General features: G+C 50.9%; 18 protein-coding genes. All 18 read left to right on the forward strand.

The genetic code is table 11. The features are described 5' to 3' along the window. Positions 1–12: 12 nt before the first annotated feature. The 18 genes from codY to fliY all read left to right on the forward strand — a co-directional run bounded on the left by codY (position 13) and on the right by fliY (position 14,447). On the forward strand, positions 13–795 hold the full coding sequence (gene codY, locus ACTRXG_RS05510; RefSeq protein ID WP_091610307.1) for a GTP-sensing pleiotropic transcriptional regulator CodY: 783 nt from the start codon (positions 13–15) through the stop codon (positions 793–795). A gap of 299 nt (positions 796–1,094) precedes the next feature. After that, positions 1,095–1,490 carry a flagellar basal body rod protein FlgB gene (flgB, locus tag ACTRXG_RS05515; RefSeq protein WP_474284268.1) on the forward strand — a complete coding sequence of 132 codons (396 nt, stop codon included), beginning with the start codon at positions 1,095–1,097 and terminating at the stop codon, positions 1,488–1,490. A 2-nt stretch (positions 1,491–1,492) separates the two neighbouring features. Continuing rightward, positions 1,493–1,939 (forward strand): flagellar basal body rod protein FlgC, encoded by a 447-nt coding sequence (flgC, locus tag ACTRXG_RS05520; protein ID WP_298784326.1) that lies wholly within the window; start codon positions 1,493–1,495, stop codon positions 1,937–1,939. A gap of 20 nt (positions 1,940–1,959) precedes the next feature. Next, positions 1,960–2,256 (forward strand): flagellar hook-basal body complex protein FliE, encoded by a 297-nt coding sequence (gene fliE, locus ACTRXG_RS05525; protein ID WP_474260487.1) that lies wholly within the window; start codon positions 1,960–1,962, stop codon positions 2,254–2,256. A 29-nt stretch (positions 2,257–2,285) separates the two neighbouring features. Further along, complete coding sequence (gene fliF, locus ACTRXG_RS05530; protein ID WP_474284269.1) at positions 2,286–3,878, forward strand: flagellar basal-body MS-ring/collar protein FliF; 1,593 nt, start codon at positions 2,286–2,288, stop codon at positions 3,876–3,878. A 15-nt stretch (positions 3,879–3,893) separates the two neighbouring features. Next, complete coding sequence (gene fliG, locus ACTRXG_RS05535; RefSeq protein ID WP_474260491.1) at positions 3,894–4,907, forward strand: flagellar motor switch protein FliG; 1,014 nt, start codon at positions 3,894–3,896, stop codon at positions 4,905–4,907. Next, positions 4,900–5,643, forward strand: a complete 744-nt coding sequence (gene fliH / locus ACTRXG_RS05540) for a flagellar assembly protein FliH (protein ID WP_474284270.1) — start codon at positions 4,900–4,902, stop codon at positions 5,641–5,643. Before fliG ends, fliH begins: the two co-directional genes overlap by 8 nt. Next, the gene (fliI, locus tag ACTRXG_RS05545) at positions 5,640–6,956 is read left to right on the forward strand and encodes a flagellar protein export ATPase FliI (RefSeq protein ID WP_474280406.1); all 1,317 of its coding nucleotides are present in this window, start codon (positions 5,640–5,642) and stop codon (positions 6,954–6,956) included. Before fliH ends, fliI begins: the two co-directional genes overlap by 4 nt. Continuing rightward, entirely contained in the window at positions 6,956–7,414 is a 459-nt protein-coding gene (gene fliJ, locus ACTRXG_RS05550) for a flagellar export protein FliJ (RefSeq protein ID WP_474284271.1), read from the forward strand. Before fliI ends, fliJ begins: the two co-directional genes overlap by 1 nt. Beyond that, positions 7,407–7,961: a MotE family protein gene (locus ACTRXG_RS05555; protein ID WP_474284272.1), complete on the forward strand. Its 555-nt coding sequence runs from the start codon at positions 7,407–7,409 to the stop codon at positions 7,959–7,961. The genes fliJ and ACTRXG_RS05555 overlap by 8 nt, the downstream gene beginning before the upstream one ends. Before the next feature lie 16 nt (positions 7,962–7,977). After that, positions 7,978–9,762 (forward strand): flagellar hook-length control protein FliK, encoded by a 1,785-nt coding sequence (locus ACTRXG_RS05560; protein ID WP_474284273.1) that lies wholly within the window; start codon positions 7,978–7,980, stop codon positions 9,760–9,762. Between the two features lie 16 nt (positions 9,763–9,778). After that, entirely contained in the window at positions 9,779–10,261 is a 483-nt protein-coding gene (locus tag ACTRXG_RS05565) for a flagellar hook capping FlgD N-terminal domain-containing protein (protein WP_474277350.1), read from the forward strand. Positions 10,262–10,279: 18 nt separating this feature from the next. Continuing rightward, on the forward strand, positions 10,280–10,660 hold the full coding sequence (locus ACTRXG_RS05570; RefSeq protein ID WP_474284274.1) for a TIGR02530 family flagellar biosynthesis protein: 381 nt from the start codon (positions 10,280–10,282) through the stop codon (positions 10,658–10,660). 72 nt (positions 10,661–10,732) lie between these two features. Then, complete coding sequence (gene flgG / locus ACTRXG_RS05575; RefSeq protein ID WP_474284275.1) at positions 10,733–11,530, forward strand: flagellar basal body rod protein FlgG; 798 nt, start codon at positions 10,733–10,735, stop codon at positions 11,528–11,530. A gap of 53 nt (positions 11,531–11,583) precedes the next feature. Further along, the gene (locus ACTRXG_RS05580; RefSeq protein WP_474260507.1) at positions 11,584–11,793 is read left to right on the forward strand and encodes a flagellar FlbD family protein; all 210 of its coding nucleotides are present in this window, start codon (positions 11,584–11,586) and stop codon (positions 11,791–11,793) included. Between the two features lie 30 nt (positions 11,794–11,823). Then, complete coding sequence (locus ACTRXG_RS05585; protein WP_474260509.1) at positions 11,824–12,252, forward strand: flagellar basal body-associated FliL family protein; 429 nt, start codon at positions 11,824–11,826, stop codon at positions 12,250–12,252. A gap of 43 nt (positions 12,253–12,295) precedes the next feature. Beyond that, the gene (gene fliM, locus ACTRXG_RS05590) at positions 12,296–13,291 is read left to right on the forward strand and encodes a flagellar motor switch protein FliM (RefSeq protein WP_474260511.1); all 996 of its coding nucleotides are present in this window, start codon (positions 12,296–12,298) and stop codon (positions 13,289–13,291) included. Next, a complete protein-coding gene (gene fliY, locus ACTRXG_RS05595; protein WP_474277360.1) occupies positions 13,284–14,447 on the forward strand; it encodes a flagellar motor switch phosphatase FliY in 1,164 nt (387 codons plus the stop codon). The genes fliM and fliY overlap by 8 nt, the downstream gene beginning before the upstream one ends. Positions 14,448–14,451 lie beyond the last annotated feature (4 nt).

Below are 14,451 nucleotides of genomic sequence, written 5' to 3' on the forward strand. Positions count from 1 at the left end.
AGGAGAATCAGCATGGATTTGTTAACAAGAAGCAGAAGAATTAATGAAATGTTACAGAAAACACAGGGGGACCACGTCAATTTTAAAGACATGGCCGAAACCCTTCAGGAAATTATCGGGGCTAATGTGTTTGTAGTCAGCCGCCGCGGGAAGCTGCTCGGCTACTCGATCGAGCAGGAAATCGAGCACGAAAAAATGCAGCGGATTTTAGAGGAGCGTCAGTTCCCGCAGGAGTATACCTCAGGGCTGTTCGGCATTAATGAAACCTCCCCGAATCTGGATGTGCAGAGTGAATACACGGCATTTCCGCAGGAAAGCGCTGAATTATTTGCGTCCGGCCTGACAACGATTGTACCGATTGTCGGCGGCGGCCAGCGTCTTGGCACGCTCGTTCTGGCCCGGTTAAGCGAAACGTTTGATGATGATGATCTGATCCTCGCCGAGTACGGGGCGACTGTTGTCGGCATGGAAATCCTCCATGAAAAAACGCAGGAAATTGAAGAGGAAGCGAGAAGTAAAGCCGTTGTTCAGATGGCTATCAGCTCCCTTTCCTACAGCGAACTCGAAGCGGTAGAGCATATTTTCGAGGAGCTCGACGGCAAGGAAGGGCTGCTTGTAGCGAGTAAAATTGCCGACCGTGTCGGTATCACCCGCTCCGTGATCGTCAACGCCCTGCGTAAGCTTGAAAGCGCCGGCGTGATCGAATCAAGATCCCTTGGCATGAAGGGAACCTATATTAAAGTGTTAAACAACAAGTTTCTGTATGAGCTGGAGAAAATTAAAAATAACGATTAACGGCTTTCAGGCGATCCCTTCACGGGGGTCGCTTTTTTTTGCTCTTAAACTAAAACATGAGGCGTGAAGGAAAGACAGCATTCCGGTGAAAATTGAATACTATCCAATAAATAAGCACATTAAGGATAAAAGAACTATTAAAAAGTAGTTTAACTTCTTAGACGGAAGTTACTGAAATGCAAAAACCGCGATATTGATTAGACAAATGTACATTTTTTCTATTCAATTTAGGAAGTAATGCTCATATAAAAGTAAATAACTAAACCTTTAGTATCAATTAAAAAGCCAGAGGTGAGAAAATGGAACTGTTCCAATCCGGGACGTGGCAGAAATTACAGGCGGGTGTCGAAGGGGCATCGCTTAGACAGAAGGCAATTACGGATAATATTGCCAATATTGACACCCCGAACTACAAAGCGAAGGAAGTTTCCTTTCAGGACATGCTGAAAGAAGAAAGCAGCAGTCAGATGGAAGCTGTACGGACAGACGCAAAACACTTTTCTTTTCAGAATAATCAAAATACTCCGAGCGTATACGAGCAGAAGGGCAATACATATAACAATAATGAAAACAACGTAGACATTGACAAAGAAATGACCGAGCTTTCGGAAAACCAGCTGCATTATAACGCCATTATCGATCGTATTAATGGAAAATTTGGCGGCATTAAATCAGCTATCCGGGGAGGGTCATAAGCATGTCTATTTTTAATGGAATTCAAGCCTCCGGCTCGGCCTTGACGGCACAGCGCCTAAGAATGGATGTCGTAAGCTCCAACCTTGCGAATGCGGATTCCACGAGAGGGCGGCTCGTTGACGGGGAATGGCAGCCGTACCAGCGCAAAACCGTTTCCATGAGTCCGAAGCAGGACAATTCCTTTCAGTCGAATTTAACGAAAGCATTAAATGACCAGGGCGGCGTGCGGGTGTCGGAAATCGGGGTGGATGATGCCCCTTTTGATGAGGTTTACCAGCCTGAGCATCCCGATGCCAATGAAGAAGGCTACGTACAGATGCCAAATGTGGATCCTTTAAAAGAAATGACGGATTTGACCTCGGCCTCACGCTCGTATGAGGCAAACGTCACGGCACTCAATGCCAATAAAAATATGATGATGAAAGCACTTGAAATCGGTAAAAACTAATAACGGAAGGAGGATGACAAATGGAAATTACGAATAGCCAGGCTCCGGTAATGAAAACAGCAAATGAGGCAGGCCAGGCGACAGTAAAGGAAACCGGCGATTCATTTCAAAAAGCGATGAGTGAGGCGATGAGTAAAGTCAATGAAGCCCAGCTTGAATCGGACCGGATGACGGAAAAGCTTGTGACCGGAGAAGCGGACAACCTGCATGATGTGATGATTGCCGCGGAAAAAGGAAGTGTCTACATGCAGACGGCCACCGAGGTGAGAAACAAGGCGGTGGAAGCCTACAAAGAAATGATGCGGATGCAGGTGTAATCGTAAAGAGGAAGGTATGAAGCGGAATTATGAAAGAAAAATGGAAAGAGTACAGCCAAAAGGCGAAAACGTATTGGAGCAGCCGCAGTAAAAAACAAAAAAGAATATATATTTTTGGCACGACGGCGATCTTTCTTTTTCTCCTCATCAGCATACTGCTGTTTTCGCGGACAAACTTTGAGCCTCTTTACACCGATCTGGAACCGGAAACAGCAGGCAGCATCAAAGAAACGCTGGACACCCGCGGAGTGAAATATGAAATATCGAATGAGGGAACTACCATCAGCGTACCGAAGGATCAGGTGGATGCGTTAAAGGTTGACCTGGCAGCCGAAGGGCTTCCACAGGACGGGGCGATTGACTACAGCTTTATTGAGGATCAGACCGGCTTCGGAATGACAGACAACGAATTTTCCGTCATGGAACGGGCAGCGCTGCAGACTGAACTTGAAGCGTTAATTTCCAATATGGATGCAGTGTCAAGTGCCGATGTAATGATCAATATGCCGGAGGAGTCTACGTGGGTGGCCGAAGAAGCTGAAGCAGCGACAGCATCGGTGAACGTTGATTTGGGCGGTACTGGAGAGCTCGATCAGGAGCAGGTGAAAACCCTGTACAACCTGGTGTCCAAAAGTGTGCCTGATCTGCCGGTGGAAAACATCGATATCAGTGATACAAGCATGAACTATTATACATATGAAGAAAATGGTGCGTCCGGCTCTGCCATGGATCAATACGAGGACCAGCGTGCGGTGCAGCAGGATATCGAAAAGGACATCCGCCGTGAAGTCCAGCAGATGCTCGGCACTGTGGCGGGGCAGAATAAAGTCATGGTATCGGTAACGACAGACATCGACTTTACGAAGGAAAACCGGGAGGAAGACCTGGTGGAGCCCGTGGATGAAGAAACAATGGAAGGCATCGCCGTCAGCGCGGAAGAAATTGCTGAAGCCTATGAAGGTGTTGATCCGCTCGAAGAAGGAGAAGTCGGTGCAGGGGAGGAAGACGTAGCCAATTATCCGGCCGGTACAGAAGCAGCAGGCGACTCAGAGCGGACCGAAGAACGGATTAATTATGAAGTGAACCGTATTCATAAAGAAATTCAGGAAAGCCCGTACAAGCTCCGGGACCTCGGTATTCAGGTGATGGTGGAGCCGCCGGATCCGGAAGATCCGAACTCTTTAGAGCCGGAGACGATGGATAATATGCAGGGTATGCTTGAAACAGTTATCAGTACGAGCATCGATAAAGAATACCTTGAAGTGGAAGGCGAGGAGATGGATGTAGAAGAAAAAGTCTCTATCTCCTCCCAGACCTTCCTCGGCGCAGAAGAAATCGATCAGGAAGCAGGCGGCCTGCCGTGGTGGGCATATGCATTAATGGCTGTCGGCGCTTTGGGCCTCATCTTTTTAGTGGTATGGCTCGTCCGTCGGAAAAAACCAGCCGAAGCCAAAGAAGAAACCTTCCAGGCTGCGAAATTTGAACAGCGCGAGGTACCTGATCTCGAGAGCAGCAGGGAAATGACCGAGGAAGAAACGAAACGAAACCAGCTCGAGAAGTTAGCAAAGGAAAAGCCGGAGGAATTTTCAAAGCTGCTTCGTTCCTGGCTGTCCGATGATTAAAAGGGGGAGCAGCAATTGCAGAAAAGAAAAGAAACGCTGACCGGGAAACAAAAGGCAGCTGTGCTGCTCATTTCACTGGGCCCGGACGTTTCAGCCGAAGTATATAAGCATTTACGGGAAGAAGAGATTGAAAAGCTGACGCTTGAAATTGCGAACGTCCGGAAGGTAGAAAGCTCAAAAAAAGAAGAAGTGATGAATGAATTTCATCAGATAGCGATTGCCCAGGATTACATTTCCCAGGGAGGCATCGGCTACGCCAAAAGCGTGCTTGAAAAAGCGCTTGGCGAAGAGGAAGCGATGCATATGATCAACCGCCTCACATCATCGCTGCAGGTAAAGCCGTTTGATTTTGCCCGCAAGGCTGAGCCCTCCCAGGTGCTGAACTTCATTCAAAATGAGCATCCGCAGACCATCGCCCTTGTGCTTTCCTACCTGGAACCGGGCCAGGCTGGACAGATATTGTCGGAGCTGCCCGAAACGCAGCAGACTGATGTAGCCCGGCGCATTGCAAAAATGGACCGGACTTCACCGGAGATCGTAAGCGAAGTGGAAGCAGTGCTTGAACAAAAGCTTTCCACATCCGTCACCCAGGATTTCACCGAAGCAGGAGGCATTGAATCTGTCGTGGAGGTGCTGAACGGGGTGGACCGCAGCACAGAAAAGATTATTCTTGAATCCCTGGAACAGGAGGATCCGGAGCTGGCTGAAGAAATCAAAAAGCGGATGTTTGTGTTTGAAGACGTGGTGGCGCTTGATAACCGCTCCATTCAGCGGGTTGTACGCGACGTCAATAATGATGATTTGCAGCTTGCCCTTAAGGTGGCAAGCGAGCAGGTGAAAGAAGTCGTTTTCCAGAACATGTCCCAGCGGATGGCCGAAACGTTCCAGGAGGAAATGGAATTTATGGGGCCGGTACGGCTGCGTGATGTAGAAGAAGCACAGTCGAGAATTGTCGGTATTATACGCAGACTCGAAGAAACGGGGGAAATCGTCATTGCCCGCGGCGGAGGAGATGATGTTATTGTCTAACGTATTTCGCACGCACGTCAGCGCAGAGCATCGAACCATTGCGCCCAGAAAAATCGTGTTTGAAGAAGCGTCTCCACAGGCAGACGAGCATTTTCTCCAGCAGCGTCAGGCCGAACAGTTAAAAGAAGAGGCGGGGCGGCTGCATGAGCGGGCCGAACAGGCCTGGAAGGAAACCCAGGAAAAAATCAGACAGGAAGAAAAAGACGCCGGGGAGCGTATTGCTGCATGGGCCGAAGAGGCCAAGCAGCAAGGATATGCCGAAGGTTTTAAGAGCGGGGAGGAGAAAGGCTTCGAAGCGTGGCAGGAACAGATCAGCCACGCCGGACGGATCATAGAATCTGCTGAACAGGCCTTTCATGAACGCCTGAATGAAGCCGAACCGACGGTGATCGATATTGCAGTGCAGGCGCTTGAAAAAATGCTCGGCCCGGAGTGGCTTCCGGATGAACACTGGCGGATGCAACTGTCGACTGCGATTGGGTCTCTGCGTGAGCAGGGAAACATCCGCGTGCTCGTCAGCGCGGAAGATTATGAAGATTTACGAATGTATAAAGAGGAGCTGCAGAGCGCGGCGGGGAGCGACCAGAAGGTGACCATTTATCCTGACGCGCAGATGAAAGAGCGGCAGTGCGTGCTCGAAACGGACTTCGGAAAGCTCGACGTCTCCCTTGACACTCAGCTCCAGGAATTAAAAAAACAGCTTCAGGCTGTTGTTAAAGAGGGCATGCCGGTATGAGAGCAGAGCATGCAGCGAAACAGGTGAAACAGATGTCTCTGTACCGTTCCTATGGAAGTGTGGAACGGGTGATTGGATTAATGGTGGAGTCGCGCGGGCCGAAAACAAACGTCGGTGACATCTGCTACATATATGGTGTCGGAAGCGACAGTTCCACGGCCGCTGAAGTAGTTGGGTTCCGGCAGGAATACGTGCTGCTGATGCCGCTGGAGTCGTTAAAAAATATCAGCCCGGGCTGTACGGTCGAAGCCACCGGCAAGCCACTGAAAATCAAGGCAGGAGCAGGGCTGGTCGGGCGCGTACTAAATGGCATGGGAGAGCCGATGGATCATCAGGAGCTTCCGGAAGGACTGGTCAGCGTTTCTTCGGAGGCAGCACCACCTGCTCCGCTTGACCGCCCGAGGATTAAAAACATCATGCCGACCGGTGTAAGAGTGATTGACAGCCTGCTCACGATGGGCGAAGGCCAGCGGATAGGCATATTTGCCGGAAGCGGTGTCGGGAAAAGCACCCTGCTTTCGATGATCACGCGCTACACGGAAGCCGACATTAACGTAATCGCACTTATCGGAGAGCGCGGACGCGAGGTCCGGGATTTTATCGAACGCGACCTCGGAGAAGAGGGGATGGCCAGATCAGTGCTGATTGTAGCGACCTCCGACCAGCCCGCTTCGATGCGGATCCAGGGAGCCTACACGGCCACAGCTATTGCTGAATATTTTCGTTCCAAAGGAAAAAAGGTCAATTTCATGATGGACTCCATCACCCGATTTGCAATGGCACGAAGAGAAATCGGCCTTGCGATTGGCGAGCCTCCTACGACAAAAGGATACCCGCCGTCAGTATTCGCCCTCCTGCCGGGACTGCTCGAGCGGACCGGCACAAGCAACGAAGGCTCGATTACCGCGTTTTATACGGTGCTTGTGGACGGGGACGACATGAACGAGCCGATTGCCGACGCTGTACGCGGGATTCTTGACGGTCACTTTGTGCTCGAACGGTCGCTTGCGAATAAAAATCATTTTCCGGCCATCGACGTGCTTCAAAGCGTCAGCCGGGTGATGTCAGAGGTTACGGATAAAGCTCATCAGGAGGCAGCCTCGAAAGTGAAAAGCTGGCTTGCGGCTTACCGGGAAGCAGAAGACCTTATACGAATTGGGGCCTACCGCAAAGGCAGCTCCCCCGAAACCGACGAGGCACTGGAAAAATTACCTGCCGTTGAAGCACTTATCCAGCAGCGGTCGATGGAAGCATCGACCATGAAACAGACGCTGCAAAAGCTGCAAAACGTTATGGAGAAAGGAGCATCCTAATGTCCTACCAATTTTCTTTAGAACAGCTGCTGCAGCTGAGAGATCGCGAAAAAGACCAGAAGGTGAAATCCTACAATGAGGCAGTGGACCAGTTTGAGCAGAAAGCAGGGACCCTCTATGAAATGCTCCGTTCCAAGGAGCACGCAGAAGAAATAAACCGGGAGAAAATGACCCATGGAGTGACGGTGCGGGAGCTTCGTCAGCAGGAAAAAATGCTGCATATGTATGAACGGGAAGCAGCCGTTCTTGAAGAAGCGGTAAGCAAGGCGCGCTGGATGATGCAGCGTGAAGAAAAAGCGATGCAGGAAGCATGGCGTGAAAACCGGAAGCTTGAGCTGATAAAAGAAAAAGAAGAAGCAAAACATATGGAAAAATTAAAGCGGCATGAGCGTATGGCCATGGATGACACAGCAGTACAAATGTATCTTCAGAAGCAGACGGTGCAGCATTATGGCTGAAAAAGAAAAGAAAAAAGGCAGTTTCTTTCAATGGTTTTTCATGCTGTTTCTTATCCCGCTTGTTTTCGCCATTGTTCTGTCGGTAGCTGTTATGTCCTTTATGGGGATAAATGTTACTCAGCTCGGCCAGGACGTAATGAAGTCGGTCACCGGCAGCGAAGAAAGTGTCGATGACGCCGGAGCTTCCGGTGAAGAGCTCGAAGCCAAGGAAGAGGAAATCGTCGAACTGCAGCAGCGGCTGGATGAACGGGAGCAGGAGCTTGAAAGCGTGGAAGAAGAGCTTGAGGAACTGACGCTCGAATCAGAAACAGAAAAGAATAATGAAGAGGAAGAAAGCGGCGGGAATACCGGTTCAGCCCAGAAAATTTATGAGGAAATGAAGCCGGCAACTGCGGCAGCGGTGCTCGGGCAGCAGGAAACAGAAGTTATTGTCCAGCATTTGTACACGCTGCAGCCGGAGGAGCAGGCTGCCATACTCGAAGAGATGGATGAAGAGCTTGCTGCTTCCGTTGTCTCGGGGATTGAAGGCCTCGACCTGGAACAGTAAAAGAAAGGAGGCCGCTATGGAGACAGCAATTACCGGTCGGCCGGCGTCACCGGGCCAGGGCGTTATGTCCGTATCCGCCCAGACAGGAGGTGGTCCGTCAGCATTTGCCACTCTGTTTGCCGGTGCCACCTCAATAACGGGGAAACAGCCGGTTATGGAAAATGGGACGGAACATGCCGGGCCTTCTGCTGAGCAGATAATGGAAGCCATCGAAGCAGATCGGGAAACAATCAATGCGCTGATGCAACAGCATCCCGAATTTGAGGATGCCGTGATGTTTATCGCTGAGATCGTACGTAACGAACAGGGCGGTGAAGGACCAGCGAAGGAAGAAATGCCCGGAGAAATGCCGGCAGGAGCAGAAAATATTTTCACAAAGCTTGCCGTTATTCTTCATTCTCCGGACGCAGAAACAGTTGCAGGAAAAGATGCTGCTCCAGGGGAGAAAAGGTGGGAGTCCCCAATCAGCGCCATTAAAGATATGTCTGGAAAAGCAGAATTGCCGGTACTTGAGCAGCTCGCAGCCCGGTTTAACGACCTTGCTCCCCGCGATCAGCAGGCGATACAGGTGGCAGCAGAAAAGCTAGAGGAGGCTGCCGGACCGCTGCTTTCCAAAGCCCAGGAGGGCGAGGAAAAAAAACAGGCAGAAGAAGTATTTACGAGCAGGCTGAATGAACTGGCTGCGCTTCTTTCAAAGGTTTTATCAGATAAAACAGAAAGTGTCCGTCCGGAAGCCGTTCTAGCAGCATCAGCAGTAGCCGCCGGAGCGCCGGTACAGGAAGACCGTCTCAAGGCAAACCAGGAGAATGGTCAGCTGACAGAGAAGGAAATGTCTCCGCTCGAAAAGGTCAACATTCTGTTTCCGGAAAAAACACCGGAGGTCCGGCAGCTGATTTCCTTTCTGGACCAGCAGGCAGACGCCAAAAGCATCGCCGCGCTGCGGCCACAGTTACTGCCGCATGTGCCAGCTGGATGGGCAAGCCCTGCCCCCGGTAAGGAAGCGGCGGCAGATACCGGCACCCAGATGGTAAAACGAGACCTTCAGCAGTGGCAGAAATACCTCAGTGGACGAGAGCAGCCAGGCACCTGGGTGCCGAAAGCCCTTCAACCGTCCGCTGGAGAAACGCCGGAAAAGCAGCTGACTGCGTTTATCCAAAGTCTTTCGGCTCTGGTGAAAAAGCAGCCGCTGGTGTCTTCAACAGCAGGGGCGGATAAGAACGAAGCGTTTACTAAGCAGCTTGAGCAGATTCTGCAGGCCATCCGCGGCGAAGCAGGAAATGCTTCACCCCCTCCAGCACCAACAGCCGGCGCGGGAGAGCCGAGAGCGCTTCAGCCTAATACGCCGCTCGTGATTCAGCTCCCGCCGGCGTCTGAAGGAAATCAGCGCCAGGCCGAATTTTTAAAGCAATTTCAGCAGACGCTCGGGACGATGAACACTGCCCAGCTGAAAAACGGGGCTTCCTATACGATTCGTCTCCACCCTGAGCACCTGGGCCGGCTCGATGTGAAGCTCACGAAAATCGAAGGACAATGGACCGCTCAGCTGATTACAACCTCCAAAGGGGCGCAGGAGCTCGTGGAAGGCAGCGTGCATCAGCTGAGATATTCCTTCCTGCAGCAGAATCTGCAGGTTGAACGCATCGAAGTAGCAGAGCACCCGGATTTCTATAAAGAAGAAGAGCAGAAAGAAGAACCTGAGGAACAGCGAGAAGCGGTAAATATGGAGGAAGAGTCTTCAGAAGAGGAAGAACGCTCGTTTGAAGATATTTTACAGCAGCTTTCGGTCAACGAACGAATTTAAAGGAGGTGAATAAACGGTGAGTACGATTACAGATAATATGCAGCTGAACAACGCTTCAAACAGCAAATCGCCCTTTGCCGCTGAAAACAGCAACGGCAACATGGATAAAGATGATTTTTTAAAACTGCTTATCACCCAGCTGCAAAACCAGAACCCGCTTGAGCCGATGAACGACACTGAATACGTGTCGCAGATTGCCAACTTCAGTACGCTCGAGCAGATGAATAACATGAATAAATCGATGGAGCAGTCGACGCAGTTTATGGCGCAGGATGCCCTAATGCAGCTGAGCGGGCTGATCGGTCAGGACGTAACTTGGCAGTCGCTCGTAAACGCCAATACACCTAATGAGGATGTGCAGACGGGCCGGAACGAAATAATGTCGGTGAAAAAAGATACGCAGGGAAACATTATGGTCGAGCTTGACTCCGGCCGCTGGATTGATGGCAGGCAGGTGGTGAACATCGGAGAGGATGAGACGGCTGCAAAGGAAAGCTGATACGAAGGAAGGAACAGCATGGATTATTCAAAGGTGCACAACTATCCCAGAATGCCGGTTCCGTCCAGTACAGCCAACACGCCACGACCGGAAAAGCAGCAGGCTGGTTCATTTGCCTCGCTGCTGCAAAACGAGCTCGCAGCTCCTGATGTCAAAATCAGCAAGCACGCTGCCAAACGAATGGAAGAAAGAAATGTCCATATCAAAAGCGCAGACTGGGAGCAGATGCAGGTGAAGCTAGATGAGGCGGCAGAAAAGGGTGTCAAGGAGTCTGTCGTGGTGTTCCCGGAAGCGGCACTGGTCGTGAACGCGGAGAGCCGGACCGTTATTACAGCAATGTCAAAGCAGGAAGCGGCAAATCACACGTTTACAAATATTGACGGCGTTATATTCATGTAAAAGGCTTGACCGCAAGGAGGCCTGGGCTCCCGACGGACAGACGGGGCCCGCTTAAACCAAAGGAGGAATACGATGCTACGCTCTATGTATTCAGGAATTGCAGGAATGAAGAACTTTCAGCAGAAATTGGACGTTATCAGCAACAACATCGCAAACGTTAATACCCAGGGATTCAAAAAAGGACGCCCGACATTTCAGGATATGATGAGCCAGCAGACCGGGGCAGCTGCGGGAGCTGAGGGCGGCCGGGGCGGCATCAACGCGAAACAAATCGGTCTGGGAAGTGAGCTCGGGAGCATTGATACGGTGGACACGCAGGGCAGCCTGCAAAATACCGGCCGTGAACTCGATCTGGCTATCTCGGGCTCGGGATATTTTAAATTGGAAAATCCGCAGGGCGGCGAGAATTTATACACAAGATCAGGGAACTTTTATTTGGATAACGGCGGAAACATCGTGAATGCAGACGGTCATTATTTATTGGACGCCGGAGATGGAAGAATTAATATTGATCCCGATGCGCAAAGCTTTAGCATCGATGCTGCAGGTAATGTCAACGTAGTAGGCGAAGACGGGGCAATTAACAACGAGGGTCAAATTGGCCTTGCAACGTTTAATAACCCTGGCGGTTTAGATAAAGAAGGAGGTAACGTTTACAGCGCATCCTTGAACTCCGGAGCCGCTGTTGATGCTATTCCGGGCGAAGGCGGAGCGGGAGAAATTGTTTCGGGAGCGCTTGAAATGTCCAACGTTGACCTGTCCGAAGAGTTTACGGAAATGATCACTGCCCAGCGCGGGTTCCAGGCGAACACGCGGGGTATTACGACAGCAGATGAAGTGCTGCAGGAACTGTTGAACATCAAGCGGTAACTAATGAATGAAATTGGGGGAGACAGGGGCAGTATGCTGCCCCTCAACTAATAATGATGGAATTGACAAAATTAAATGGACGCCCGTTCGTGCTGAACACTACATTGATTGAGCAGGTCGAAGCAGCGCCGGACACGACGATTACGCTGTTGAACGGTAACAAAATTGTTGTTCGGGAAAGCCTCAGTGAAGTGATGGATCTTGCCGAACGGTTTTACCGGCGGACCTGGATGCCGGCCGGCCGCAAAGGGGAGAACGTCTGAGCTATGTTAAAAAGCAAAGCAGGAAAAATAATGATGATTATGCTTTTGACCCTTGTACTTATTGCCGGTGCGGCTGCTGCTGTGTATCAGTTTCTGGGGTCCTCTGAACAGGCAGAGGGCAGTGAAGAAGAAAAGGCAGAGGAATTAAGCGCTGAAGAGCTGAGGGAGCTCACCTGGGACATGGACGAAATGACCACCAACCTTAAAGGCAACGACCGCTATATTAAAACGATGTTCAGCCTGCAGGCCGATAACGAAAAAGCCCGGGAAGAACTGGAGCAGCGCGACTATCAGATTAACAACATCATTATCCATGAACTGGCCCAGCTCGAACCCGGAGACATCGAAGGCTCGGAAGGGACCACCGAAATGGAAGGACGAATCAGGGAAAAAGTGAATGAGGTTATGACTGAAGGGGAAGTGCAGCGGGTCTATACGACCGAACGCGTCATTCAGTAACCCAGAATCCGCCCGAGAGAAGAGAAAGGGAGGTGAAAACCTCTTGTCAGATGTACTATCCCAGCATGAAATAGATGCCCTTTTGTCCGGATTGTCCACCGGAGAAATGGACGGCGAGCAGTTAAAAAAAGAAGAAAATGAACGCAAGGTCCGTTCCTACGATTTTAAACGCGCCCTGCGCTTTTCCAAAGAACAGATCCGGGGCCTGTCAAGAATTCATGAAAATTTTGCCAGAATTCTTACCACGGCGCTTTCAGGACAGCTGCGATCCTTTGTGGATATCAGCGTAGCCTCTGTGGATCAGGTGCCCTACGACGAATTCATCCGCTCAATTCCTAAAATGACGCTGCTGAATGTGTTTGAAGCGCCGCCGCTTGAAGGACGTATGCTCATGGAGGTCAACCCGCACGTCGGATACGCCATGCTCGACCGGCTGCTCGGTGGCCAGGGCCAGAGCATGAACAAGGTGGAAAAGCTGACGGAAATAGAAACAAAGCTTTTAAGCTCCTTTATGCAGATGATTCTCGAATCCTTCCAGAGTGCCTGGGAATCAGTGCTGAGTATTGAAACCATCGGATCCGAAATTGAAGTGAATCCGCAGTTTCTTCAGATGGTCTCTCCAAACGAAACCGTGGTGGTTATTTCTTTAACCACAACGATTGGAGAAACGTCGGGAATGATTAATCTGTGCCTTCCGCATATGGTGCTTGAAGAGATACTGCCCAAGCTTACTACCCACTACTGGATGCAGACGAAAGTAAAAGAGCGGGACCAGCAGGAAGTGGAGCATCTGAACGAGTGGCTGCTGCAGGGAAATGTTTCCCTGCAGGCAATCCTTGGCACTTCCTCTATCACCATCGAAGAGCTTTTACATATGGAGCGTGGAGACGTTTTAACGCTCAAACAGCACATCCATGACCCGCTCGAGGTGCACGTAGGCAGCAGAAAGAAATTTACGGCTCAGCCGGGGAAAAAGCGCAGCCATATGGCTGTACAGATTCTAGAAAAGATAGAGGAGGGAGAAGAACAGCATGAGTAATGACGATATGCTTTCGCAGGACGAAATTAACGAGCTGCTAAAAAACGTCGGAGCAGACGATGATGACGACAGCGGCGCTTCCTCCGGGGAGACGCCTGCTGAAGAAATTGCTTCTTCCACGGAAGATGAGGAACTCGATCATCTGCTTTCCACCGAAGAAAAGGATACGCTCGGCGAAATTGGCAATATCAGCTTCAGCAGCGCAGCCACCGCCCTGTCGAGCCTGCTGAATCAAAAAGTGAGCATTACTATACCAGGCGTAAAAGCGGTGTCGACCGAAATGGTGGAAAAGTCCTTTCCACGTCCTCACGTAGCGGTAAATGTGGAATACACCGAAGGGTTTGAAGGCACGAACCTGTTTGTGATCAGCATGACGGACGCAAGCATTATCGCCAACCTGATGATGGGTGGCGACGGGCAGGTTGATGAGGCAGCTGATATTGATGAAATGCAGCAAAGCGCGGTCCAGGAAGCGATGAATCAAATGATGGGATCGGCATCCACTTCGATGAGCACCATTTTTAACAAACGGGTGGATATTTCTCCACCGGGCGTCAATATTATGAACCTCGAGGAAGAAGAGTCGGCCCGCTACATTCCCGATGAGGATACGGTCGTACAGATCGCCTTCCGTATCCAGATAGGGGAGCTGATGGACTCCTATATTATGCAGCTCATCCCGCTTGGCTTCGCGAAGAAAATGGTGGAAGAGCTGCTCGGGGCAAGCACCGGAGCTCCGCAGCCCGAACCGAAGCACCAGCCTGCCCCGGAGCCTTCCGGACGGCAGGAAGCCGAGCCGCAGAGAGCCCGAGCACAGGAGCCAAAAGCAGCTCCGACAGTAAGCGGAGCCGCCTTTTCCGAGCTTGAGGAGCCTGCGCACAGATATAATGACGGCGGCGGGAATCTCGATATGCTGATGGATATATCGCTTGATGTAACGGTGGAGCTTGGCAGATCGCGGCAGCCGATCAAAGATATTTTGTCACTGTCCCAGGGCTCAGTGGTCGAGCTTGATAAGCTTGCCGGCGAACCTGTCGATGTACTGGTGAACCAAAAGCCGGTAGCTAAAGGGGAAGTCGTTGTCATCGATGAAAATTTCGGCGTACGCATTACGGAAATTCTCAGTCCGAGAGAACGGGTTGCGCAATTAAAATAACGAC

This window comes from Marinococcus sp. LNSP9103-4 (genome assembly GCF_056034345.1).